The 23,913-nt window shown below is 74.3% G+C and carries 23 protein-coding genes; 7 read left to right on the top strand and 16 right to left on the bottom strand.

The annotated features are described in order from the left end of the window. Window positions 1–14 precede the first annotated feature (14 nt). Window positions 15–1,445 (bottom strand): gluconate:H+ symporter, encoded by a 1,431-nt coding sequence (locus ACFVN3_RS00525; RefSeq protein ID WP_378229465.1) that lies wholly within the window; start codon window positions 1,443–1,445, stop codon window positions 15–17. Continuing rightward, window positions 1,445–2,077: a gluconokinase gene (locus ACFVN3_RS00520; RefSeq protein ID WP_378229463.1), complete on the bottom strand. Its 633-nt coding sequence runs from the start codon at window positions 2,075–2,077 to the stop codon at window positions 1,445–1,447. Before ACFVN3_RS00520 ends, ACFVN3_RS00525 begins: the two co-directional genes overlap by 1 nt. Window positions 2,078–2,246: 169 nt before the next feature. On the opposite strand from ACFVN3_RS00520, the gene ACFVN3_RS00515 reads away from it, so the two are divergent. Beyond that, window positions 2,247–2,948, top strand: coding sequence for a FadR/GntR family transcriptional regulator (locus ACFVN3_RS00515; RefSeq protein WP_378229461.1), 702 nt, complete (start codon window positions 2,247–2,249; stop codon window positions 2,946–2,948). A gap of 49 nt (window positions 2,949–2,997) precedes the next feature. On the opposite strand, the gene ACFVN3_RS00510 is transcribed toward ACFVN3_RS00515, so the two are convergent. After that, on the bottom strand, window positions 2,998–3,456 hold the full coding sequence (locus ACFVN3_RS00510; RefSeq protein ID WP_378229459.1) for a MarR family winged helix-turn-helix transcriptional regulator: 459 nt from the start codon (window positions 3,454–3,456) through the stop codon (window positions 2,998–3,000). Window positions 3,457–3,628: 172 nt separating this feature from the next. Here ACFVN3_RS00510 and ACFVN3_RS00505 point away from each other — a divergent pair, with 172 nt between their 5' ends. Further along, window positions 3,629–4,903: an MFS transporter gene (locus ACFVN3_RS00505; RefSeq protein ID WP_378229457.1), complete on the top strand. Its 1,275-nt coding sequence runs from the start codon at window positions 3,629–3,631 to the stop codon at window positions 4,901–4,903. Between the two features lie 73 nt (window positions 4,904–4,976). On the opposite strand, the gene ACFVN3_RS00500 is transcribed toward ACFVN3_RS00505, so the two are convergent. The 3 genes from ACFVN3_RS00500 to ACFVN3_RS00490 are packed head-to-tail and all read right to left on the bottom strand — an operon-like array spanning window position 4,977 to window position 8,498. Next, complete coding sequence (locus tag ACFVN3_RS00500) at window positions 4,977–7,178, bottom strand: ABC transporter permease (RefSeq protein WP_378229455.1); 2,202 nt, start codon at window positions 7,176–7,178, stop codon at window positions 4,977–4,979. Window positions 7,179–7,203: 25 nt separating this feature from the next. Further along, the gene (gene modA / locus ACFVN3_RS00495; protein WP_378229453.1) at window positions 7,204–8,097 is read right to left on the bottom strand and encodes a molybdate ABC transporter substrate-binding protein; all 894 of its coding nucleotides are present in this window, start codon (window positions 8,095–8,097) and stop codon (window positions 7,204–7,206) included. Further along, a complete protein-coding gene (locus tag ACFVN3_RS00490) occupies window positions 8,094–8,498 on the bottom strand; it encodes a molybdopterin-binding protein (RefSeq protein WP_378229451.1) in 405 nt (134 codons plus the stop codon). The genes modA and ACFVN3_RS00490 overlap by 4 nt, the downstream gene beginning before the upstream one ends. Window positions 8,499–8,661: 163 nt before the next feature. On the opposite strand from ACFVN3_RS00490, the gene ACFVN3_RS00485 reads away from it, so the two are divergent. Further along, the gene (locus ACFVN3_RS00485; RefSeq protein WP_378229449.1) at window positions 8,662–9,621 is read left to right on the top strand and encodes an acyl-CoA thioester hydrolase/BAAT C-terminal domain-containing protein; all 960 of its coding nucleotides are present in this window, start codon (window positions 8,662–8,664) and stop codon (window positions 9,619–9,621) included. Window positions 9,622–9,785: 164 nt separating this feature from the next. Beyond that, entirely contained in the window at window positions 9,786–10,274 is a 489-nt protein-coding gene (locus tag ACFVN3_RS00480) for a GNAT family N-acetyltransferase (RefSeq protein ID WP_378229447.1), read from the top strand. 191 nt (window positions 10,275–10,465) lie between these two features. Here the strand turns inward: ACFVN3_RS00480 and ACFVN3_RS00475 are convergent, their stop codons facing one another. The 5 genes from ACFVN3_RS00475 to ACFVN3_RS00455 all read right to left on the bottom strand — a co-directional run bounded on the left by ACFVN3_RS00475 (window position 10,466) and on the right by ACFVN3_RS00455 (window position 18,526). Next, a complete protein-coding gene (locus ACFVN3_RS00475; RefSeq protein WP_378229445.1) occupies window positions 10,466–10,834 on the bottom strand; it encodes a DoxX family protein in 369 nt (122 codons plus the stop codon). Window positions 10,835–11,219: 385 nt separating this feature from the next. Beyond that, window positions 11,220–11,978 carry a respiratory nitrate reductase subunit gamma gene (gene narI, locus ACFVN3_RS00470; RefSeq protein ID WP_141388954.1) on the bottom strand — a complete coding sequence of 253 codons (759 nt, stop codon included), beginning with the start codon at window positions 11,976–11,978 and terminating at the stop codon, window positions 11,220–11,222. Then, a complete protein-coding gene (gene narJ, locus ACFVN3_RS00465; RefSeq protein WP_378229442.1) occupies window positions 11,975–12,730 on the bottom strand; it encodes a nitrate reductase molybdenum cofactor assembly chaperone in 756 nt (251 codons plus the stop codon). The genes narI and narJ overlap by 4 nt, the downstream gene beginning before the upstream one ends. Further along, window positions 12,727–14,583, bottom strand: coding sequence for a nitrate reductase subunit beta (gene narH, locus ACFVN3_RS00460; protein ID WP_378229440.1), 1,857 nt, complete (start codon window positions 14,581–14,583; stop codon window positions 12,727–12,729). Before narH ends, narJ begins: the two co-directional genes overlap by 4 nt. An 85-nt stretch (window positions 14,584–14,668) precedes the next feature. After that, window positions 14,669–18,526: a nitrate reductase subunit alpha gene (locus ACFVN3_RS00455; protein WP_378229438.1), complete on the bottom strand. Its 3,858-nt coding sequence runs from the start codon at window positions 18,524–18,526 to the stop codon at window positions 14,669–14,671. A gap of 235 nt (window positions 18,527–18,761) precedes the next feature. Here ACFVN3_RS00455 and ACFVN3_RS00450 point away from each other — a divergent pair, with 235 nt between their 5' ends. Further along, the gene (locus ACFVN3_RS00450; RefSeq protein ID WP_378229436.1) at window positions 18,762–19,271 is read left to right on the top strand and encodes a molybdenum cofactor biosynthesis protein B; all 510 of its coding nucleotides are present in this window, start codon (window positions 18,762–18,764) and stop codon (window positions 19,269–19,271) included. 10 nt (window positions 19,272–19,281) lie between these two features. Here ACFVN3_RS00450 and ACFVN3_RS00445 read toward each other — a convergent pair whose 3' ends face one another. Genes ACFVN3_RS00445 through moaC form a run of 4 tightly spaced genes read right to left on the bottom strand, consistent with a single transcriptional unit; the run spans window position 19,282 to window position 20,953 of the window. Beyond that, window positions 19,282–19,518: a MoaD/ThiS family protein gene (locus tag ACFVN3_RS00445; RefSeq protein WP_378229434.1), complete on the bottom strand. Its 237-nt coding sequence runs from the start codon at window positions 19,516–19,518 to the stop codon at window positions 19,282–19,284. A 3-nt stretch (window positions 19,519–19,521) separates the two neighbouring features. Then, window positions 19,522–19,815 carry a DUF6457 domain-containing protein gene (locus tag ACFVN3_RS00440; RefSeq protein WP_378229432.1) on the bottom strand — a complete coding sequence of 98 codons (294 nt, stop codon included), beginning with the start codon at window positions 19,813–19,815 and terminating at the stop codon, window positions 19,522–19,524. Further along, window positions 19,812–20,474: a molybdenum cofactor guanylyltransferase gene (locus ACFVN3_RS00435; RefSeq protein WP_378229430.1), complete on the bottom strand. Its 663-nt coding sequence runs from the start codon at window positions 20,472–20,474 to the stop codon at window positions 19,812–19,814. Before ACFVN3_RS00435 ends, ACFVN3_RS00440 begins: the two co-directional genes overlap by 4 nt. Beyond that, entirely contained in the window at window positions 20,471–20,953 is a 483-nt protein-coding gene (moaC, locus tag ACFVN3_RS00430) for a cyclic pyranopterin monophosphate synthase MoaC (RefSeq protein ID WP_378229428.1), read from the bottom strand. Before moaC ends, ACFVN3_RS00435 begins: the two co-directional genes overlap by 4 nt. Window positions 20,954–21,042: 89 nt before the next feature. On the opposite strand from moaC, the gene ACFVN3_RS00425 reads away from it, so the two are divergent. Continuing rightward, complete coding sequence (locus ACFVN3_RS00425; protein ID WP_047233668.1) at window positions 21,043–21,714, top strand: AIM24 family protein; 672 nt, start codon at window positions 21,043–21,045, stop codon at window positions 21,712–21,714. 8 nt (window positions 21,715–21,722) lie between these two features. Here the strand turns inward: ACFVN3_RS00425 and glp are convergent, their stop codons facing one another. Next, window positions 21,723–23,054, bottom strand: a complete 1,332-nt coding sequence (gene glp / locus ACFVN3_RS00420; protein ID WP_378229426.1) for a gephyrin-like molybdotransferase Glp — start codon at window positions 23,052–23,054, stop codon at window positions 21,723–21,725. 106 nt (window positions 23,055–23,160) lie between these two features. Here glp and ACFVN3_RS00415 point away from each other — a divergent pair, with 106 nt between their 5' ends. Continuing rightward, window positions 23,161–23,913: a PAS and ANTAR domain-containing protein gene (locus tag ACFVN3_RS00415; protein ID WP_378229424.1), complete on the top strand. Its 753-nt coding sequence runs from the start codon at window positions 23,161–23,163 to the stop codon at window positions 23,911–23,913.

Below are 23,913 nucleotides of genomic sequence, written 5' to 3'. Positions count from 1 at the left end.
CCCGCCCCGGGGCGCTAGACCACGAGGCCGAGCAGGAGGATCACGACGAGCGCGACGACGGACAGGACGCACTCCATGAGCGACCACGTCTTGAACGTCTGCCCGACCGTCATGCCGAAGTACTCCTTGACGAGCCAGAAGCCCGCGTCGTTGACGTGCGACAGGAACACCGACCCGGCGCCGATGGAGAGCACGAGCAGCGCTGCGTGCGTCGGCGGGAGGGTCGCGGCGATGGGGGCCATGATGCCCGCGGCGGTGATGGTCGCGACGGTCGCGGACCCGGTGGCGACGCGGATGAGGACGGCGACGAGCCAGCCCGCGAGCAGCGGCGTGATGTTCGCGTCCGAGATGCCCTTCGCGACCACGTCGCCCACGCCCGAGTCGACGAGCGTCTGCTTGAAGCCGCCGCCGGCGCCGACGATGAGGAGGATGCCCGCGATCGGCGCGAACGAGGAGTCGACGAGCTTGCTCACCTGGTCGCGCGTGCGGCCGAGCGCGGAGCCGAGCACGACGAGCGAGACGAGCGCGGTGATGAGGAGCGCGACGAGCGGCGTCCCGATGAACTCGAAGACGCGGCCCCAGCCGGTGTCGATGGACCCGCTGACCTCGACGAGGGTGCGCGCGAGCATGAGGACCACGGGCAGCAGGACGACGCCCACGGAGACGGTGAAGCTCGGGCGCGGCGCGTCCTCGTCGCGCTCGGACACGCCGAGCACGGACGTGGGCGGCGGGAGCGGCACCCAGCGCGCGAGGGGCTTGGCGAGCAGGGGGCCGGACACGACGACGGTCGGGACCGCGACGAGCAGGCCGAGGCCGAGCGTCAGGCCGAGGTCCGCTCCGAGCGCGTCGATCGCGAGCAGCGGCCCGGGGTGCGGCGGCACGAGGCCGTGCAGCGCCGACAGACCGGCGAGAGCGGGGATGCCGACGAGGATCGGGTTGGTGCGCACCCGCTTGGCCACGAGCATGACCACCGGAACGAGGAGGACTACGCCGACCTCGAAGAACAGCGGGATCCCGATGACGAAGGCGATGAGCGCCATGGCCCACGGCAGGCGCTGCGGCGTCGTCTTGCCGAGGATCGTGTCGACGATCTGGTCGGCGCCCCCGGAGTCGATGAGCATCTTGCCGATGATCGCGCCGAGTGCGATGAGCACGCCGACCCCGGCGACGGTCGAGCCGAGCCCGGCGGAGAAGCTGGTGAACGCGTCGACGAAGTCGATCCCGGCCACGACCGCGAGCACCGCCGAGCCGATCATGAGGGCCAGGAACGGGTGCAGCTTGAGCCACACGATGAGCACGACGATCGTCGCGATGCCGACGACGGCGGCGAGGATGAGCTGGGCGGTCCCGGCATCGGTCGCGGGCGTGTCCTCCGCGGCGCGCGCGACGGCCGCGACGGCGGACGGGGCGAACGTCGTGGCGTGCTGCGTGAGCGTGCCGATCATCACCGCACCTCCGTCTCGGTCGAGGCGCCGGTCGAGGTGCCGGGGTCGGTCCGCCCGCAGCCGGCGCGCCGGTCGAGCACGAGGTCGGCGATCTCCTCCGGCGTGCGGGTGACGTCGACCGTGAAGCCGGGCTCGTCGTCGTCCAGCGGCTCGAGCGTGGCGAGCTGCGAGGGCAGGAGCGACGTGGGCATGAAGTGGCCGCTGCGGTGCTCCATGCGCTCGGCGAGGAGCTCGGGGCTGCCGTCGAGGTGGACGAAGCAGACGCGGCCGCGCGCGGTGCGCAGCAGGTCGCGGTAGGAGCGCTTGAGCGCGGAGCAGGTGACGACGCCGGAGCGTCCGGCGTCCGCCTCGACGCTCAGCCAGTCGCGGATCGCCTCGAGCCACGGCCAGCGGTCCTCGTCCGTGAGCGGCGTCCCGGCGCTCATCTTGGCGATGTTGGCCTCGGGGTGGAACTGGTCGGCCTCGGCGTACTCGGTCCCGAGGCGCTGCGCGAGCAGCGTCGCGACCGTCGTCTTGCCCGAGCCCGCGACGCCCATGACGACGAGGTGCTGGGGCGGCTCCGTGCGCTCTGCCGGGTCCTGGGCGGTCGCGGCGCTCTCGTCGCGGACCGTGGTGCTGACGTCCGTGTCCATCGTGTCGACTTCCGTGTCGGGCGGGGCGTCCGGTCGGGGTGCCGTCTCGTGGCGGGAACCCGTCCCGGGTGGCGACCGTCGTGGTCCCCACTGCCGACCACTGTGCGGTATTGGTAGCACCTTTGGCAAGTGATTGATATCACCAATGGGCGCCGCTAGGCTGCTGACCATGGCGACGACGGTCCTGCACACCACCGTGCTCGACGCCCTCGGACGCCGTATCACCAGCGGAGGCGTCTCGCCGGGCGCGCCGCTCACGCTCGAGTCGATCGGGTCCGAGTTCGGCGTCTCGCGCACCGTCGCGCGTGAGGTCATGCGGCTGCTCGAAGGGCTCGGCCTCGTGCGGTCGAGGCGTCGCGTCGGGCTCGTCGTCCTCGGCATCGAGGAGTGGAACGTGCTCGATCCGCGCGTCATCCGCTGGCGCCTGGAGGGTCCGGGGCGCGACCCGCAGCTCCGCACGCTCACCGAGCTGCGCCACGCCGTCGAGCCGCTGGCCGCCGCGGGCGCCGCGCGGTTCGCGACCGACGACGAGCGCGCTGAGCTCGTGGCGGCGGCGGCGCGCATGCGGATGCTCGGGGAGGCGGGGGATCTCGAGGAGTTCCTCGCGCTCGACGTGCGCTTCCACGAGCTGCTGCTGCGCGCGAGCGGCAACGAGATGTTCGGCGCCCTCGCCGGGGTCGTCGCCGCGGTGCTCAGCGGTCGTACCCACCTGGGCCTCATGCCCGCGTCCCCCGTCCCCGAGGCGCTGGACCAGCACGAGGCGGTCGCGCGCGCGGTCGCGGACGGCGACCCGCGCGCGGCGGAGGCGGCGATGGCGGCGATCGTCGGCGAGGTCCGCGCCGCGCTCGGCGGGGTCGACCAGCGGGCCTGACCGGACGGTCGATCGTGGCGCCGCGTCGGGCGAGGCTGCGTCGGGCGGGCTATGCCGCGCCGGCGGGAGCCGGGAGCGCGTGCAGCGCGTCGACGAGCGACGCGAGCTCGGGCGCCTGGGTCGCGTCGTGCAGGGCCGCCTCGAGGGTTGCGTCGTGGGTGGGCCGCGCGGCGAGCAGCAGCGCCTCGCCCGCGGGCGTGAGCTCGGTGTAGATCCCTCGGCGATCGTCCTGGCACAGGATGCGCGTGAGGAGCCCGCGGTCCTCGAGCCGGTTGACGAGCCGGGTGGTCGCGCTGGGGGAGAGGGCGGCGGCGCGCGCGAGCTGCTGCATGCGCATGTGCCAGCCGTCCTGCCGGGAGAGCGCGTCGAGGACGGTGTACTCGACGACCGAGAGGTCGTGCTCGGCCTGCAGGGCGCGCTCGAGCGCGGCGTCGATGAGCCCGTGCAGCGCGGCGAGCGTGCGCCAGCCCTGCGCGCGGACCTCGACGGCGTCGTCGGCGATGCCCATGGCGTCCTCCTCGGGTGCGAGCGTGACCCCACAACTATAGCGCTTGTGCAACTAATCGGCGTGTGCAACTATCGATAGCAAGCGTCTGCAACTAGTGCAGGCGCCAGGTGAACGCGTGCGCACGCTTTGGTCCACCTGACCCCACCCCCACGTCCCGTACCAGGAGATCGTCATGCCAGTCGCCCTCTGGGCCCTCGCCATCGGGGGCTTCGGCATCGGGCTCACCGAGTTCGTCATCATGGGCCTGCTGCCCGAGGTCGCCGCGGACTTCGGCGTCACCGAGTCCGTCGCCGGCTACCTCATCTCGGGCTACGCGCTGTCCGTCGCGGTCGGCGCGATCGGCCTCACCGCAGCCCTCACGCGCGTCGACCGCAAGAAGGCCCTGCTCGGCCTCATGGTCCTGTTCATCGCGGGCAACCTGCTGTCGGCCGTCGCGCCGACGTACGAGGCCATGCTCCTCGGCCGCGTCGTCGCGGCGCTGTGCCACGGCGCGTTCTTCGGGATCGGCGCCGTCGTCGCGGCCGACCTCGTCGCACCCGAGAAGCGCGCCGGGGCCATCTCGATCATGTTCGCCGGGCTGACCACCGCGAACGTGCTCGGCGTCCCGTTCGGCACGTTCCTCGGCCAGGCGGCCGGGTGGCGCGCGACGTTCTGGGCCATCACCGCCATCGGCGTCGTCGCGCTCGCGGGCATCGCACTCCTGGTCCCGTCCCGCGTCGGGTCTCGCGACGACGCCACGGCACCCGGCGGGGCCGTCGCCCCGGGCACGGGCGGCGCGTCGGCCCGCACCGGGCTGCGCGGCGAGCTCGCCGCCTTCCGCAGCACGCAGGTGTGGTTCTCGATCGCCATCACCGTCCTCGGGTTCGGCGGGATGTTCGGCGCCTTCACGTACATCGCGTTCACGCTCACCGAGGTGGGCGGGTTCACGTCGGCGTCGGTCCCGTGGCTGCTCGTGCTGTTCGGCGGCGGGCTGTTCGTCGGCAACCTCGTCGGTGGGCGCGCGGCAGACCGCCGCCTCGGCACGACGCTCGTCGTGCTGTTCGCGGCGCTCACCGTGGTGCTGGGCGTCTTCGCGCTCACCGCGACGAGCCAGGTGATGACCGTCGTGAGCCTCGTCCTCATGGGCGCCTTCGGGTTCGCGACCGTCCCGGGTCTCCAGATGCGCGTCATGTCGTTCGCGCAGGGCGCGCCGACCCTCGCGTCGGGGGCGAACATCGCCGCGTTCAACATCGGCAACGCGCTCGGCGCCTGGATCGGCGGACTGACCATCGCCGCCGGGCTCGGCTTCACGTCGCCCCTGTGGGCGGGTGCGGCGATGACGGCCGTCGGGCTCGTCGTCCTGCTCGTCGCGGTCACGGCACGCGGCGGCGAGTGGTCCCGCGGCGCGCGGACCACCCCGGAGGACGCGGTCGTCGCCCCCGCTCCGGAGGCACCGGCCGCCGTCTGACGCCCGCGGTGCCGAACCCGGGGTCGTTCCTCACGACCGGCGCGTCGTGGGGAACGACCCCGGGTTCGGCGTGTCAGCGGGGGTGGACGCGCACCTCGGCCGCCTTGACGACGAACCAGACGCGCTCGGCCGGGACCAGGCGCAGCTCGGCGACGGCTCGCGGCGTGAGGTCCGCAGCCAGGCGCGGGGCGTCGTGCCCGACGGCGGTCGTCGCCCCCGCGGCCGGGTCGCCCGGGCCCTCGCCGGTCACGCGCCCCCACACGCGCAGCAGCGGACCGTGCGGCTCGACGCTCGTGACGACCACCCGGTACGCGTTGCGGGGGCTGCCCCCGGGCGTCGCCCGGTGGACGGCGACCGTGCGCGGCTCGAACACCGCGACGGCCCCGTCCCCGGCGGCGAGCGGCTCGTCCGCCGTCCCGCGCACACGGACCTGCGTGCCGTCGACGGCGAGGGTCGCCTCGCGTGCGGCGGCCTCCTCGTCCGGTCCCGCCTCGGTCGGGACCAGAGCCGCGTCCGCCCCGCCGGAGCCCTGCCTGCCCGGCCCCGTCCCGAGGCTCCCCACCGTGACGGGCTCCGGCACGGCGACGTGCACGACGCTCCCCGCGAGCAGGTTGACGCCCGCGAGGCGGGCCGCGAACCGGGACCGCGGCCGCGTGAGGACCCGGTCCACCGGGCCGTCCTCGACGACGCGGCCGTCCTCCAGCACGACGACGCGGTCCGCCAGCAGCAGCACGTCGAGCAGGTCGTGGGTCACCAGGAGCGTCGTGCGGGGTCGGTCGCGCTGCGCGTGGTGCAGCACCGACCGCACGTGCTGCGCGACGCCGACGTCGAGCGACGCGAGCGGCTCGTCGAGCAGGAGCACGCGCGGGTCGGTGACGAGCGCCCGGGCGATCGCGACCCGCTGCGCCTGCCCGCCGGAGAGGTCGGTCGAGCGCCGGGTCGCGAGGTCGGCGGCGCCGACGTGCCCGAGCGCGGCCCGCGCCTCGCGGCGGGCGCGGGCACGCGGCACACCGCGTGCCCGGAGGCCGAACGCGACGTTGTCCTCGACCGAGAGGTTCTCGAAGAGCAGCGGTCGCTGGCTGAGCCACGCGAGCCGACGGCGGCGCGGTGCGACCCGCGTGACGTCGTCGTCCCCGACGGCGACCCGGGCGTCGTGCGCGTCGCCGGGCGGGAGGAGGCCCGCCACGACCTGGACGAGCGTGGACTTTCCTGCCCCGTTGGCGCCGAGCACCGCGACGACCTCGCCCGGGGCGAGCGCGAGGTCGACGTCGAGGCCGCGCTCCGGCACGACGGCACGTACGGTGAGCGCGGCGGGGGGCGTCTCGGCGCGTGGCGTCGGGTCGGCGCCTGGTACCGCCGCCCGGCCCTCGCCGCTCCCGGGTGAGAGGTCCGCGCGGACGCGCCGACCGCCGTCGGGCACGGTGCCCGCCGCGCGGGCGTCCTGCGCCCCCCGCCGGGGACGCGCCGTGCGCGCACCCGGACCCCCGAGCACGCGCGGACCGTGGACGGCCGCCGTGATGAGCACCGCGACCACGACGAGCACGAACGAGAGCGCGACGGCGGCGTCCGGGTCGGCGCTGCGCTGGAGGTAGATCTCGAGCGGCAGGGTCTGCGTGACGCCCTGGAGAGCGCCCGCGAAGGTGAGGGTCGCGCCGAACTCCCCGAGCGCCCGCGCGAACGCGAGCACCGCGCCCGACAGCAGCCCCGGCAGGACGCGGGGGAGCGTGACGCGGCGCAGCACCGTCGTCGGGCGGGCGCCGAGCGTCGCGGCGACGTCCTCGAGGCGCGTGTCCTGCGTGCGCAGCGCGCCCTCGAGGCTCAGGACGAGGAAGGGCAGCGCCACGAACGTCTGGGCCAGGACCACGGCCGTCGTGGTGAACGCGACCTCGATCCCCAGCACCTCGAGGTGCTGGCCGATCAGCCCGCGGCGCCCGAAGGTGTGGAGCAGCGCGATGCCGCCGACGACCGGCGGCAGGACGAGCGGCAGCAGCACGAGGGCGCGCGCGACGCGCTGCCCGGGGAACGTCGTGCGAGCGAGGACGAGCGCCATGGGCGTGCCGAGCAGCACGCAGCACAGCGTCGCGACGAGCGCGGTGCGCAGCGACAGGCCGAGGGCGTCGAGCGCGGCCGGAGACGTCACGAGGGCCCAGAAGCCGCCGGTCCCGTCCGGCCCCGGCGCCAGCTCGACGCGCGCGACCATCGCCGCCACGGGGACGACGACGAACAGCGCGCCGAGCAGCGCCGGGACGAGGACCCAGCGGGGGAGCCCGCGCATCAGGACCGGCGGGGCGGGGCGGACGTCACGGCGTCGCCGCGTCCGGGGCGCCGAAGCCCGCGGCGGCGAGCGCGGCCTGCCCGGCGTCGCCCGTCACGAGATCGATCCACGCCTGCGCGAGCTCGACCTGCTCCGGACCGGCCTCCTCGGCCGCCGCGACGAGCGCGATCGGGTAGACGTTGAGCGCGGCGTCGGTCTCGGGCACGTCCACCACGTCGACGTCGTCGCCCGCGAGGGTCGCGTCAGTGACGTACACGAGGCCGGCGTCGGCCTCTCCTGACGTCACCTTGGCGAGCACGTCGGTGACGTTGGCCTCCTCGCTCACGCGGTGGATGGTGACGCCGGCAGCCTCGGCGACCGTGTCGGTCGCGCCGCCGCACGGGACCTCCGGCGCGCACACGACGACCTTGACGTCGTCGCGCGCGAGGTCGGCGAACGTCTCGACGCCGGCCGGGTTGCCGGGCGGGGTGACGATCGTCAGCGTGTTCGTCGCGAAGGCGACGGGGTCGGACGCGTCGCCCGCGTCGACGACCCGGGTCATGTTGCGCTCGTCCGCGGACGCGAAGACGTCGGCCGGCGCCCCGGCGAGGATCTGGTCGCCGAGGTCGGCGGACCCGGCGAACGAGAGCGCCACGGTGACGCCGTCGTGCTCGGCCTCGAAGTCGGCCGCGAGGTCCGTGAACACGTCGCGGAGCGACGCCGCGGCGAGGACCGTGAGCGTGCGCTCCTCGGCCGGCGTGCTCGCGGCGTCCGTGGCGCCGTCCGACGGCGCGGCGTCGTCCCCGGCGTCCGCACCGGTGCCGCACGCGGCGAGCGCGGCGACGAGGGCCGCCGTCCCGAGCGCGGCGAGGGCTCCACGGGCGCGGCGGCGCGAGGCGGTCGTGCGGGTGGTCGTGCGGGGCCGTGCGGACGCGCTCACGCGGTTCCTCCAGGGGTCTCGACGACGACGGTCGTCGCCTTGACGACCGCGACGGCCAGGCTTCCGGGCTCGAGACGCAGCTCGCGCACGGCCTCGGTGCTCATGAGCGAGACCACGCGCTGGCCCCCGCAGAGCATCTCGACCTGGGACATGACGGTGTCGCTGACGACGTCCGTCACGATCCCGACGAACCGGTTGCGCGCCGAGCGCGCGACACCGGACGGGTCGGGCGTCGGGTGCGACTGGGCGACGGCGAAGCGCGCGAGCTCCGCGCCGTCGACGACCTTGCGCCCGGCGCCGTCGACGCTCGCGGCGAGGTCGCCGGCGTCGACCCATCGGCGGACGGTGTCGTCGCTGACCCCGAGCAGGCTCGCGGCCTCGCGAATCCGAAAGTGCGGCATGATCGCGACGATAGACCCGCATCTGCGGAGTGTCACGTCGCTGGACCGTGAGAAAGGACGCTCGCCGAAGACATGGCGGCACCGATCCGGGAGATCCCCGGGACGATCCAGGCCCGTGCTCGCCCGTGGTCGCCCGTGCTCGCCCGTCTCGCTAGGGTGGCGTATGGCCCCACGACGACGTGACCGTCCGCACGGCACCGCGACCCGCCGGTGCGCTCTCGTCGTTCTCGCCGCCGTCGTGCTCACCGGGTGCACCGCGGGTGCGGCCTCCGACGACCCGACCACCGACCCGACGTCCGGCCCCGCCACCGACGGGCCGACTCCGACCTTCGACGTCACCGTCCGGGAGACGGGGGCCGAGGGGTTCCCCGGGGCGTACGTGGTCCCCGAAGGGCTCTCCGCCGACGACCCGCGTCCCGCCGTCCTCGCGTTCGGCGGGTCCGACGGCGGGTCGCAGGGCGGGCGGATGATCGCCGAGGCAGTCGCCGGCCTGGGATACCCGGCGCTCGGCATCGGGTACTTCCAGGGCGTCGACCAGCCGTCGTCGCTCGAGGAGGTGCCGGTCGAGACGTTCCTCCACGCGCTCGCGTGGCTCCGGGAGCAGCCGGGTGTGGACGACGACGCCGTCCTCGCGTTCGGCGTCTCGCGCGGCGGAGAGATGGCGCTGTGGCTCGCGGCGAACCGGCCGGAGCTCGTGCACGGTGCGATCGCCCCGGTCGGCGCCGATGCCGTGATGTGCGGGTACCCGGACTACACGCGCTCTGCCTGGACGCTGGGCGACGAGCCCCTCCCGTGCTCGTCGGACGTGCACGCGCAGACCGCGGCGAGCCCCGAGGCCCGGATCCCCGTCGAGCAGATCGACGGTCCCGTCGTGCTCGCGTGCGGCACCGAGGACGAGCTGTGGGACTCGTGCGCGTTCCTGCGGCGCGCGGAGGGCAGCCTCGCCGACCGGGGAGCCAGGACGACCGTCGCGATCCACGGCGACGGCGCGAGCCACTTCGTCGCGACGCCGCCCTGGCTGGACCAGCCCTGGGGCGACCCCGACACGGAGACGGAGGACCTCGGCGTCCGCCGCCAGCTCTGGACGGCCGTCGACGAGGTGCTCGCGTCGCTCGACTCCTGACCTCGCGCGCGACGGCCGACCGGCCCGAACGGCCGCTGCGTCACGGTGCGAGCGATGGGTCCACGGACGCTTCGCTCGTCCACGGGCGCAGCGCTCGATGTCGGCGCAGCGCTCGCCCCCGGACGCGACGACGGGCGTACGGGGTCGTGTGGCACGCTCGGGGCGTGAGCGAGACGACGACCCGGGCGGACGTGCGCGTCGCCGTCGAGGACCCGACGGCCGAGGACGTGCTGGCGCTGCTGCAGGAGCACCTGGACGACATGCACGCGACGTCGCCGCCGGAGAGCGTCCACGCGCTGGACGTGGAGCGGCTGCGCGCGTTGGACATCACGTTCGTCACCGCGCGCGCCACGGACGGCGGGCTCCTGGGGTGCGGCGCGCTCAAGCAGCACGACGCGACGCTGGGCGAGCTCAAGTCGATGCGCACGACGGCCGCCGCGCGGGGCCGGGGCGTCGCCGCCACGGTCCTCGCGCACCTGCTCGACGTCGCGCGCGACCGGGGCCTGGACCGCGTGAGCCTGGAGACGGGTACGGAGGACTACTTCGCGCCCGCCCGCCGGCTCTACGCGCGTCACGGGTTCGTGCCGTGCGCCCCGTTCGCCGACTACACGGCCGACCCGAACAGCGCGTACCTGACGATCGCGCTCGCCTGACGGAGCTGCGCCCGTCTCCCGCCGAGGTAGAACGTCCGGTCGCGAGAGAGAGCTCGTCGCGTTCTACGTCGCGACCGGAGGCTCTACGTCGCGACGGCGAGGTCGACACCCCGACAGACAGGACCCCGCGACCGGTACCGGTCACGGGGTCCTGTGCGTCGGGTCAGGGAAGGCGTGGGAGCGCCGAGGTGTCATGCGTCGAGCTTCAGGCGAGCCCCGAGGGCGACGGCGGCGACGACAGCTGCTCCGGCGACGAGGACGACGTCCTTGAGCACGTACTGACCCAGGAGGGTCATGCCGTGGCCGAAGAGCTCGTCGGCGAACAGGACGATCGGCGACAGGATGCCGGCCATCGCGACGGCGAGGGCGATCAGCCCGGCCCGCAGGAGGCGGCCGGTGAGGAGGGTCAGCCCGATGAACGTCTCCAGGACGGCGGTGAAGATCACGGCCGCGGTCCCGCCGACGAGGCCGAACGTGAGCGTCTCGACGGTCCGTGCCGCGATCGACTCCGCCGGGCTCGCGCCGGGGACGAACTTCAGGACGCCGAACCCGAGGAACACGAGCCCGAGGGCGACGCGCAGCGCGGGGACGGACCAGCGGGTGAGGAACCGCGCGGTGGCGGCGACGGCCGTGTCGACGCGTCCGGTCAGGCGCTCGGTCAGGACGGCGACGCGGCGGGGGGGCAGGGGGCGTGGTCGACGACGCGGACGGGCGGACGGCGCGGGGACGGCCGGCGGTCGTCGGGGCGGTGGTGGACATGCTCGAACCTCTTCCGGGTGACGGTCACGGTCGGGGTGACCGCCCCTGGAAGGAGGGGGTGTCGGGGCGTTCCGTGGTCGCCGCGCCGCTCATTTCACCCGGTGGCCCCCGGTGGGTGCTCGGTGCGCCACGGTGATTTCTGACCGCTGACCTGGTGCTCCGCGGGCGCGGCGGGGCTGCTCGGGATCATCGCCCGCGCGGGCGCTCCGAGGGGTCCCAGCCGGGCCGCGGGGCGCGCGCGGCGACCGAGGCCTCGCGCGACCGGTACACGACGTACGGGCGGAACAGGTACGGCGCGGGCGCGGAGAACGCGTGCACGAGCCGCGTGAACGGCCACAGGATGAACAGCAGGTTGGCGGCGACGATGTGGAGCTGGAACGCCGCGGGCACGCCCTCCATGAGCGCGGGCTGCGGCTGGAGGTACCAGAGCGAGCGGAACCAGGGGGAGATCGTCTCCCGGTAGTCGTACCCGTGGCCGCCGGCGAGGAGCTGCGTCTGCACGGTCGCCCACGACCCGAGCAGGATCGACGCCGCGAGGAACACGTACATGGTCTTGTCCATGCGCGTCGTCGCGCGGAAGACGGGTCCCGTGGTGCGGCGCCGGTAGATGAGGATGAGCAGCCCGGCGACGAGCGCGACGGCCGCGATCGACCCCATGTACGTGGCGACGAAGTGGTAGGCGACCTCCTTGATGCCCACCGCCTCCGTCCACGACTTGGGGATGACCAGCCCCATGAGGTGCCCGAGGATCACGAACAGCAGACCGAAGTGGAACAGCGGCGACCCGAGCCGCAGCAGCCGCTTCTCGTAGAGCTCGCTCGACCGCGTGGTCCAGCCGAACTTGTCGTACCGGTACCGCCAGATCGAGCCCACGACGAACACCGCGAACGTCACGTACGGGAAGACGACCCACAGCAGGATCTCGCCCGTGCTCACCCCGCTCATCGCACCGCACCTCCGGTTCGGTCGGCCCCGGCACCGTACGGCTCCAGCGCGAACGGCTCCATCCCCACGAGCTCGGCGGGCGGCCCCGCCGTCACGAGCTCGACGTACCGCTGCTGCGTCCGCGCGTCGAGCGGCGGCAGCGTGAGGCACACCGCCTCGACCAACCCGGTCCAGGGGCTCGCCATGCTCTCGAGCGCGGTCCGCAGCACCTCGATCCCGTCGCGGTGCGAGGCCAGCAGGCCCGCCGCGATCGTCGCGTCGTCGCCCTCGGTGCGGGCCGAGAACTCGAGCACGGTGGGCAGGTAGTCCGGCAGCTCCGAGCCCGTGACCTCCCAGCCCGCGGCTCGGTACGCCTCGACGAACGCGACGAGCGCCGTCCCGCGCCGCCGGGTGTCGCCCGCGGCGTAGTACGACAGGTACATCGAGCACTTGCGCTTGAGGTCGAACGTCGCGACGTAGCGGGCCTGGAGCTCGCGCAGTCCCGTCGCGTCCGCGGACGCCGACAGCACGTCGCAGAACGCGTCGAGGCGCTCGCGGACGGGCGGAGGCAACCCCGGCGTCGACGCCCGGACAGCGACGGTCGCGTCGAGCACGTCCGCGTCGGGGTAGGCGAGCAGCACGGATGCCGCCATGTGGGTCGTGCGGCGCTGGGTGCCCGACGCCGCGACGGGAGCCAGGTGGTCGGGCTGCGGCCCGCGGGGTCGCGCCCCGGGCCGCAGCGCGGGGTTCGGGAGCAGCGAGCGCGTCCTCATCGGGTGCCCCCGTCGGGCTCCGTGCTGGGCTCCGTGCCGGGTCCGCTCCCCGGCGCCCCGCCCGCCGACCTGCCGGGCGCCGACGGGTCGGGGATCGTGTCGTGGCGCGCGTCCTGCCGACCGCCGGGCAGCGAGCCGGGGGCGCCGGGCGTGACGCCACCGGTCCCCGTGCCCGCGCCGGTTCCTCCGGTCGTCGCGTCCTCGCCGGGCGGGAAGAGCCCTGGCGGGCGGCCGTTGCCGTCCCAGTTGAGGAGGTTCACGCGGCCAGGCGTCGAGGGCCCGTACGCGGAGTCCGCCGTCTGCCGGGACTGGAGCACGTGGAAGTTCTCGACCGCGACGGGTACCGGGCTCCCCGACGTCTCGCCGAACGGCCCGCCGCCGGTCAGGCCCATGCCGCCCATGCCGGGGCCGCCGTCGTAGTCGAGGGAGCAGGAGAGCTCGTCGAGCTCGCGGGCGATCTCGGTGTGGGCGGTGGGGATGACGTACCGGTCTTCGTACTTCGCGATGGCCAGGAGGCGGTACATGTCCTGGACCTGTTGTCCGGTCATGCCGACCGCGGCGGCGGTGCGTTCGTCGGGTTCGCGGTCGAGGTTGAGGTCGCGCATGTAGGAGCGCATGGCGGCCAGGCGGCGCAGGACCTTCTCGACGGGTGCGGTGTCGCCCGCGGTGAACAGTCCGGCGAGGTACTCGAGCGGGATGCGCAGCTTCGAGATGGCGGCGAACAGGGTGCGCCCGTCCTCGCCGTCGTTGCCCGACGCGGTGATGACGTCGACGACGGGGGACAGGGGTGGGATGTACCAGACCATGGGCAGGGTGCGGTACTCGGGGTGCAGGGGCAGGGCGACCTCGTACTTGGTGATGAGGTCCCAGATGGGGGAGTTCTGGGCGGCGGTGATCCAGTCCTCGGGGATGCCCTCCGCGCGGGCGGCGGCGATGACCTGGGGGTCGTTCGGGTCGAGGAAGACGGCGCGTTGGGAGGCCAGGAGCTCGTGCTCGTCCTGGACGGCGGCGGCTTGGGTGACCTTGTCGGCGTCGTACAGGACGAGGCCGAGGTAGCGCAGGCGTCCGACGCAGGTCTCGGAGCACACGGTGGGTAGGCCGACCTCGATGCGGGGGTAGCACAGGGTGCACTTCTCGGCCTTGCCGGTCTTGTGGTTGAAGTAGACCTTCTTGTAGGGGCAGCCGGTGACGCACATGCGCCAACCCCGGCACTGGTCCTGGTCCACGAGGACGATGCCGTCCTCGGCCCGCTTGTACATGGCCCCGGACGGGCAGGACGCGACGCAGGCGGGGTTGAGGCAGTGCTCGCAGATGCGGGGCAGGTAGAACATGAACGTCTTGTCGAGCTCGGTCGCGACGTGCTCGGACATGTGTTGCAGGATCGGGTCCTGGTCCATGGTCGCGGTGGACCCGGCGAGGTCGTCGTCCCAGTTCGCCGACCAGGAGATGTTCATGTCCTTGCCCGTGAGCAGCGACTTCGGGCGGGCGACCGGGGTGTGGGCGCCCTGGGGCGCCGACAGCAGCATGTCGTACTCATAGGTCCACGGTTCGTAGTAGTCGTGGATGGAGGGCAGCACGGGGTTGGAGAAGATCGTGGCGAGCTTCTTCAACCGCCCGCCGGCGCGGAGCTTGAGCTTGCCCTTCTTGGTGCGCACCCACCCGCCCTGCCACCGGTCCTGGTCCTGGTAGGTGCGGGGGTACCCCAGGCCGGGGCGGGTCTCGACGTTATTGAACCACACGTACTCCACGCCCGTGCGGTTGGTCCAGGCCTGCTTGCACGTGACCGAGCACGTGTGACACCCGATGCACTTGTCCAGGTTCATCACCATCGACATCTGCGCCATCACCCGCACGACGCCACCCCCTCCCGTGCCGACGACGCCCTGCCCGCGGCTGGGCCCCGCGCTGTTCCGGTCGTGGTCACGACTGTCACGAGGGTCACGAGTACCGCACCTCCTGGCTGCGTCGGCGGATGACGGTCATCTCGTCGCGCTGGTTCCCCGTGGGCCCGAGGTAGTTGAACGCGTAGGAGAGCTGGGCGTAGCCACCCGCGAGGTGCGTCGGCTTGAGCAGGATGCGCGTGAGCGAGTTGTGGATGCCGCCGCGCAGCCCGGACGTCTCGGCGAGCGGGACGTCGATCGTGCGGTCGGTCGCGTGGTGCATGTAGACCGTGCCCTCGGGCATCCGGTGGCTGACCACCGCCCTCGCCACGACCACGCCGTTGCGGTTGTACGCCTCGATCCACTCGTTGTCCGCGACCCCGATCTTGGCGGCGTCGGCGGGCGACATCCAGACGTTCGGACCGCCGCGCGAGAGGGACAGCATGAAGAGGTTGTCCTGGTACTCGGAGTGGATCGACCACTTGTTGTGCGGGGTCAGGTACCGCACCGCGACCTCGGCGTGGCCGCCCGACGCGGGGTAGCCCGACGGCGAGGTGTCGCCCACCACGGGCGAGTCGCCGAAGAGGCGGTGCATGTCCAACGGTGGTCGGAAGATCGGCATGTGCTCACCGAGCTCGATCATCCAGTCGTGGTCGAGGTAGAGGTGCTGGCGGCCCGTCAGGGTGTGCCACGGCTTGAGCCGCTCCACGTTGACGACGAACGCCGAGTACCGGCGGCCCCCGTGCTCGGAGCCGGACCACTCGGGAGAGGTGATGACCGGCGTCGGGCGCGACTGCACGTCCGGGAACGTCACGCGCTTGCCCTGCTCGTCGAGGGCGAGGTCGGCCAGGCGCGTGCCCGTGCGCTGCTCGACGTGCTCGAACCCCTGCACCGCGAGCCGGCCGTTCGTCGTCCCCGACAGCGCGAGGATCATCTCGCACGCGTGCGTGTCCCGGTCCAGGCGCGGGCGACCCGCCGTCGGCCCGTCCTGGACGAGGCCGTTGCGCCGCCCCAGGTCGGCGACCTCGGGCGCGGGCGAGAAGTGCACGCCCTTGGTGACCATGCCCGCCTTCTCGGTGAGCGGCCCGAGCGATGCCATGCGTGCGGCGAACGCCGGGTAGTCGCGCTCGACGACCACGAGCTTCGGCATCGTCACGCCCGGCACGAGCTCGCGCTCCGTCACGGGCAGGCCCGAGTCGGTGAGCGCCCCGTGCGGGACGGCCATCTCGTCCGGGGTGTCGTGCGCGAGCGGCGCGGCGACGAGGTCCTCCCGGACGCCGAGGTGGGTCGTCGCGAGCTCGGACACCTTCCCGGCGATCGTGTGGAAGATGTCGAAGTCGGTGCGGGTCTGCCACGGGGGACTGATCGCCGGGTTGAACGAGTGCACGAACGGGTGCATGTCCGTCGACGACAGGTCGTGCTTCTCGTACCAGGTCGCTGCAGGCAGCACGACGTCGGAGAACAGCGTCGTCGACGTCATGCGGAAGTCGAGCGTCACGAGCAGGTCGAGCTTGCCCTGCGGCGCCTCGTCCCGCCACGTCATCGACCGCGGCCGACGCTCGGGGCCCGACTCCGCCGCGTTGACCGCGGCGTCCGTGCCGAGCAGGTGCTTGAGGAAGTACTCGTTGCCCTTGCCCGACGACCCGAGGATGTTCGCGCGCCACACCGTCACGACGCGCGGGAAGTTCGCCGGGTCGTCCGGGTCCTCGCACGCGAACCGCAGGGTCCCGGCCTTGAGCTCGTCGACCACGTGCTGCGCGGGTTCCTTGCCCGCCGCGCGCGCCTCGTCCACGAGGTCGAGCGGGTTGCGGTCGAACGTCGGGTAGCTCGGCATCCAGCCGCGCTGCGCCGACTCGACCAGCGTGTCCGCCGTCGTGCGGCCCGAGAACTGGCCCTGGGCGAGCGGCGACGCGAGGGCGTCCGCGGGCAGGCCGTCGTAGCGCCACTGGTCCGTCGCGAGGTACCAGAACGCGGTGCCGATCATCTGCCGCGGCGGCCGCGACCAGTCCAGGCCGCCCGCGTACTGCGCCCACCCGGTCACCGGGCGGCACTTCTCCTGCCCCACGTAGTGCGCCCAGCCGCCACCGTTCACGCCCTGGCACCCGGTGAGCGTCGTCAGCGCGAGCATCGCCCGGTAGATCGTGTCGGAGTGGAACCAGTGGTTGGTGCCTGCGCCCATGATGATCATCGAGCGGCCGCCCGAGTCCAGCGCGTTCTGGGCGAACTCGCGCCCGATCCGCTCGGCCGCTGCCGCGGGCACCCCGGTGAAACGCTCCTGCCAGGCGGGCGTCGCGGGCGACGCGTCGTCGTCGTAGCCCGCGGGCCACTCGCCGGGCAGGCCCAGCTCCGGGCGGTCCACGCCGTACTGCGCGAGCAGCAGGTCCAGCACCGTCGTGACGAGCCGACCGCCGACCCGCCGGGCCGGGACGCCGCGCGCGACGACGCCCGCGCCGCCCAGGTGCGCGCCCGCCTCGTCGCCCGGCGCCGGGTCGAGGTCGAACCGCGGCAGCGCGACGGCGACGGTCTCGTACGACCCGGAGCCCGCGCCGTCGTCGGTCTGCGCGGCCGTCGGGTTCCGGAAGAAGACGCCGTGCGGGTCGGCGACGGAGAGGAGGGGGTCGATGTCGCCGAGGTCGAGGTTCCAGCGGCCCGCGTCGGCCTCGCCGTAGCGGTGGCCGAGGCTGCCGTTCGGGACGCGCGGTGTCCCGTCGGCGTCGAGCACGACCGTCTTGAAGCGGGCGTTCGAGGAGGCGGCGTCGTCGTCGCCGGGGCGCCCGACGCCGTCGGGCAGGTCCGCCGCGGTGAGGAACTTCCCGGGCACGTACGCCGCGCCCGACCCCGAGCCGTCGTCGTGCTCGTCGAGGACGACGAGGTTCGGGAGGTCGGTGAAGCGCGCCGCGTACTCCGCGAACTGCGGGGTGCGGCGCTGCGCGTAGTGCTCGGTGAGGATGACGTGGCCCATGGCCTGGGCGAGGGCGCCGTCGGTGCCCGGGTGGGGCGCGAGCCACTCGTCGGCGAACTTGGTGTTGTCGGCGTAGTCGGGGGAGACGACGACGACCTTCTGGCCGCGGTAGCGGGCCTCGGTCATGAAGTGGGCGTCGGGCGTGCGGGTGACGGGGACGTTGGAGCCCCACATGATGCAGTAGGTGGAGTTCCACCAGTCGGCGGACTCGGGGACGTCGGTCTGGTCGCCGAAGACCTGGGGGGAGGCGACCGGGAGGTCGGCGTACCAGTCGTAGAACGACAGCATCGTGCCGCCGAGCATCTGCACGAACCGGGCGCCGACACCGTGGGAGACCATCGACATGGCGGGGATGGGGGAGAACCCGGCGACGCGGTCGGGGCCGTAGGTCTTGATGGTGTGCACGTGGGCGGCGGCGACGATCTCGGCCGCCTCGTCCCAGGTGGCGCGCACGAGGCCGCCCTTGCCGCGGGCGGACTTGTAGGCGCGGGCCGCGTCGGGGTCGGAGGTGACCTTTGCCCAGGCGAGCACCGGGTCGCCCCCGACGGTGCTCTTCGCGCGGCGGTACAGGTCGAGCAGGGTGCCGCGGACGTAGGGGTAGCGCACGCGGGTGGGGGAGTAGGTGTACCAGGAGAACGCGGCGCCGCGGGGGCAGCCGCGGGGTTCGTACTCGGGGGAGTCGGGGCCGACGGAGGGGTAGTCGGTCTGCTGGGTCTCCCAGGTGATGATGCCGTCCTTGACGTAGACCTTCCAGGAGCAGGACCCGGTGCAGTTCACGCCGTGGGTGGAGCGCACGACCTTGTCGTGGGACCAGCGGTCGCGGTAGAACACGTCGCCCTGGCGTCCGCCGGTCAGGAACACCTGCCGCAGGTCGTCCGACACCTTCCCCCGCCGCAGGTGCTTGCCGAGCCGCAGCAGCGCGTCCTCGACCGGGCCGTCCGACGTCGTCGTCATGCCGCGCTCCCGTCGCCGGCGGTCGCGGAGGGTCGCGCCGGGAGCGCCCGCGAGGGTCCGCGCACCGGCGACGCTGACGGCACGGACACGTACGACATACGAGCCTCCTGGGGCGAGCAGGGACGGCGGGGGTCGGTCCACAGCCACTATGCCCAGGACGGGCGGATCGCGCGCGCCGAGGGGACCCGCCCGGCGACCGGGCCGACGCAGGCCCACGGGTCGATACCGTGACGCCATGAGCGCACCCACCGGACGGCCCGCGGACGTGACCGTCGCCGTCGTCACCGTGTCCGACCGCTGCTCGCGGGGCGAGGCGGAGGACCGCTCGGGGCCGCTCCTCGCGGGGCTCCTCGGGGCGGCGGGCTGGGCCGTCGTCACGGACCTCGTGCCCGACGGCGTCGCCTCCGTGCGCGACGCCGTCGCCCGGGCCGTGGCCGGGGGAGCGCGCGTCGTGCTCACGACCGGGGGGACCGGCGTCGGGCCGCGCGACCTCACGCCCGAGGGGACCCGCGAGGTCCTGGCGCAGGAGGTCCCGGGCATCGCGGAGGAGCTGCGCCGGCGCGGCGCCGCCCACGTTCCGGCGGCCGTGCTGTCGCGCGGGCTCGCGGGGATCGCGTCAGGCCCGAGGGGCCGGGTGCTCGTCGTGAACCTGCCCGGGTCGACGGGCGGCGTGCGCGACGGCTGGGCCGTCCTCGAGACGCTCCTGCCGCACGTGCTCGCCCAGCTCGACGGCGGCGACCACTGACGCCGGGCGGTCAGCCGCCCGCGAAGGGCGGGAGCACGTCGACCGTCTCGTCGGGGCCGACCGGGGTGTCGTCGCTCGACGCTCGCACGCCGCCGACGAGCAGCGAGCAGCGGGGGAGCACGTCCGCCAGGGCGCCGTGCCGCGCGACGAGCGCCGCGTGCAGCTCGCCGACCGTCGCCGCGTCGACGCTCTCGGTCTCTGTGCCGGCGGCGTCGCGCGCGCCGGCGAAGTAGCGGACCGTCACCATCGGTCAGTCCTGCGTCTCCGCCGGCGCCGCCGTGCCCGGCAGCTCGGGCTCCGGCGTCCACGCGAGCGCGAGCTCGGCGGCGCGGTCGAGGACGTCCTGCACGGTGCGTCCGGAGCCGTCGTGCGCGGCGAGCCCCGCGACGTAGCCCGCGACGAACGTCGTGAGCGGGGCGGCGGGACGCTCGATGCCGTGCGCGGCGTCGCGCGCGAGGTCGAGGATCGCGCCGATGTCGACGACCTGCGGGTCCAGGTCGAGGTCCTGTGCGAGCGCGTCGACCCAGCGTTCCAGGTTCGTCATCGTGGCCTCCTGCGGTCCGTCGGGGTGTCGTCGGGCGCCGGTACCGCACCCGCGCCCAGGCGGCGGTCCTGCTCGCGGGCATCCTCCCACGTGTCCACGTCGGCGGTGGCGCCGTCGTCGTCGGGCACGGCGAGCGCGGGCAGACCGGCGAGCAGGCGGCGCACCGACGCACCGTGCACCGCGGGCAGGGCGGCGAGCGCGCCTTGGAGCGCCGCCCGCTCGTAGAGCCCCACGAGCCACTGGTCGCGCCCGCCGCGCACCGCGTGCACCGCCACCTCGTCCGTCCGGTGGCGCGCCGCGGCGAGCAGCGCGGGCACCGCCTCCGCGGCCCGGGGGACGTCGCACGCGAGGACGAGCACCCAGGCCGCGCCGCCGTCGTCGGGCCCGGGCAGGGCGGCCAGCCCGGCGGCGATGCCGGCGACAGGCCCTCCGAACGGCGGGTCCTCGCGCGTCAGGGCGTAGCGGGCGGGATCGGCGAGCTCGTCCGGCCCGACGACGACCGTCCGCCCCGCGCCCGCGGTCGCCGCGAGCGCGTGCTCCAGCAGCGGCCGACCTCCGACGACGACGCCGGGCTTGGGCGTCCCCAGCCGCTCCGCCCGACCCCCGGCCAGCACGACGGCGTCGAAACGGAGGGACGGGTCGGGGCGGGGGACCGTCACGGCTCGCGGTGCCAGTCGCCGGACTTGCCCCCGGTCTTGGCGACGAGCCGGACGTCCGTGAGCTCGACGGACTTGTCGAGCCCCTTGACCATGTCGACGACCGCGAGCCCGGCGACGGCGACGGCGGTGAGCGCCTCCATCTCGACGCCCGTGCGGTCGGCGGTGCGCACGGTCGCGGTGACGTCCACGCCGTGGTCGCCCACGACGAGGTCGACGACCGCGCCGTGCACCCCGATGACGTGCGCGAGCGGCAACAGCTCGGCCGTGCGCTTGGCGCCCGCGATGCCCGCGATCCGCGCGACGGCGAGCACGTCGCCCTTGGGGACGGTGCCGTCACGCAGCGCGGCGACGATCTGCGGGGAGCACCGCACGACCCCGGTCGCCGTCGCGGAGCGGACGGTGGGCTGCTTGGCGGTGACGTCGACCATGCGCGCGTGCCCGCGGTCGTCCAGGTGCGTGAAGCCGTGCGTGGAGCTCATGGCGCCACTCTCGCACGCGTGACCCGCCGGGCGGACGGGTCGGAGGACCCGCGCGTGCGACGGCGGCCCGCACCCGTGAGGATCGGAGCATGCGCAGCTCACTCCTCGACCATGCCGAGCGCTCCGTCGAGCCCGGCTCCTTCCAGCTCCAGAACGACCGCATGCTCAAGGTGGACCTCCGCGGCACGGGCGGGTTCTTCTTCGCGAAGCAGGGCTCGATGGTCGCCTACCAGGGCGACGTCGACTTCGCGTACGAGGGCAGCGGCGGTCTCGGCAAGATGTTCAAGAAGGCGTTCACGGGCGAGGGCATGTCCCTCATGAAGGTGTCCGGGAGCGGCGACGTCTTCCTCGCGCAGGAGGCGGACCAGGTGTTCGTGCTGCACCTGGAGGACGAGGGCGTGACCGTCAACGGTGCGAACGTGCTCGCGTTCGAGAGCTCGCTCACGTGGGACATCAACCGCGTCGAGGGCGCGTCGATGCTCAGCGGCGGGCTGTTCAACACGACGTTCACCGGGACCGGCGCGCTCGCCGTGACGGCGTTCGGCACGCCCGTCGTGCTCGACGTCGACGTCCCGACGTACGTCGACATGCAGGCCGCCGTGCTGTGGTCGACGTCGTTGCAGTCCTCGATCCGCAAGACGGCGAAGCTCGCTGCGGCGATCGGGCGCGGGTCGGGCGAGGCGTACCAGCTCGCGCTGTCGGGGCAGGGGATCGTCGTGGTGCAGGCCTCGGAGGGCCACCCGCCGCCCGCGCAGAAGTGACCCGGCGGTCAGTCCAGGAGCAGCACCCGGACGGCGTCGCCGGGCTCGACGCACGTGACGTCGGCACCGACGACGGCGAGCGCGTCGGCGTGCGCGAGCGCGCTCACGCGGTGCGAGCCGGAGCCCCGCGCCTCCGCGGGGTCGGCCCCCCGGTCGCGGTGCCGGCCCGCGGGGACGACCTGACCGCCGTCGGGCAGGGTGTGGTGCACGAGCACGAGCTGCTCGCGGCCGGCAGGCGACGACCAGCCCTCCGCGGCGACGCGCTCCACGAGCGCGCGGCCCGTGCCGGGGACGCCCCGCAGGCGGTCGAGGACGGGCCGCACGAACAGCTCGAACGAGACGAACGCGCTCACGGGGTTGCCGGGCAGCGCGAGCCAGGGGACGCCCCGCCACCGCGCGAGCCCCTGCGGCTTGCCGGGCTGCATCCCGACCGCGACGAGCCGCGCGTCGTCGACTGCGCCCTCCCACGCGGTCCCGGCGCGCGTCGCGGGGTCGAGGACCTCGCGCACGACGTCGAACGCGCCCGCGCTCACCCCGCCCGTGCTGACGAGCAGGTCGGGCGGGGCGCCGTCGAACGCGGCCAGCAGGTCGTCGAGCGCCGCGACGAGTGCCGCGGACGTGTCGCCCACCGCGCCGCGTCGCACGACGCGGGCCCCGGCCGCGCGCGCCGACGCGGCGAGCAGGACCGAGTTGGAGTCGGGGATCCGGCCCGGTCCGGGCGCGGTCCCCGGCGCGACGAGCTCGCTCCCCGTGGAGAGCACCGCGACGCGCGGCGCGCGGTGGACCCGCACGATCGCGTGCCCGGCGGACGCCGCGACGGACACGTGCCGCGGGGTGAGCACGACCCCCGCCTCGACGACCACGTCGCCACGGCGCACGTCCTCACCCCGCGCCCTCACGTTGCTGCGCGACGCGTCGTGGACCTCGACGGTCGCGGGGCCGTTCCCGGGATCCCCCGGCGTGAACCGCCCGGTCGACGTGCGCTCGACCGGGACGACGAGGTCGGCGCCGCGCGGCACGGGGGCCCCGGTCATGATCCGGACCGCCTCGCCGACCCCGAGGAAGACGTCGAGCCCCGGCGCCCCGGCCGCGACGTCGCCGACCACGCGCAGCGCGACGGGCGAGCCGGTCGTGGCCCCGGCCACGTCGACCGAACGCACCGCGTACCCGTCCATCGCGGAGGCGTCGAACGCGGGCGCGTCGAGCGTCGAGACGACGTCGGCGGCGAGGACCGCCCCGACGGCGTCCTCGAGCGGAACGTCGGTGGCTGGCGTCGGGCGGACGAGCGCGAGCGCGTCGTCGGCGTGCTGGGCGATCGTCCGGCGCGGCTCGCGGGTCATGCCCCGCACCGTAGCCGAGCCCGGGTGCCGTCCGCCGGTGGGTGGGCTAGGTTGGGGACCGGAGTCATGAAGCGGCCCGCAGCCCCCCGAACCTTGGGAGGACACCATGGCCTCGATCTCCGTGACCACCACCCCCAGCGCCGAGCAGACCGCGCCCGTACGCCCCGCAGCCCTCGCCGAGGTGCTCGCTGTGGGCACGCACCTCCTCGTGGGGCAGTACCGCGTCGAGCTCGGCACGGGGACGTGGTGGTGGTCGGACGAGGTGTACACGATGCACGGCTGGACGCCGGGCGACGTCGAGCCGAGCCTGGACGCCCTGCGCTCACGCAAGCACCCCGACGACCGCGCCCGCGTCGTCCGCGCCGCGACGGAGGCGATCCGCTCCGGCCGACCGTTCTCCTGCGCGCACCGCATCGTCGACGGGCACGGCAAGGCCCGGTCCGTCGTCGTGACGGGGCAGGGGCGCCGGGATGCCCGGGGCCGCGTCGTCGAGATCGCCGGGTACGTCGTCGACGTCAGCCCGGCCCACAAGGAGGCGCTCGAGCGCGAGTCCCAGCGCGCCGTGACGCGCGCGTTCGTCAGCCAGGCCGCCGTCGAGCAGGTCAAGGGCGTGCTCATGGCCGTGCACGGCGTGGACGACGTCGCGGCGAGCCAACTCCTCGCCGAGGCAGCCGGCGAGGCCGGCGTCCCGGTCCAGGAGACCGCCGCGCAGGTCATGCGGGCGTTGAGCAAGGCCGGCGGGGTGGGCCCGACGGCCGAGGCGACGCTCGCCGGGGCGTTCGCCGCCGTGCGCCCGGTCGCCCGGCCGCGTGCGCACGACGCCCAGCTCGCGCGCCGTCGCGAGCCGGCGCGCTCCTGA

The organism is Cellulosimicrobium sp. NPDC057862 (assembly GCF_042797035.1).
In the GTDB taxonomy this organism is placed as follows: Bacteria; Actinomycetota; Actinomycetes; order Actinomycetales; family Cellulomonadaceae; genus Cellulosimicrobium.
This window is presented reverse-complemented; position numbering and strand designations above follow the sequence as displayed.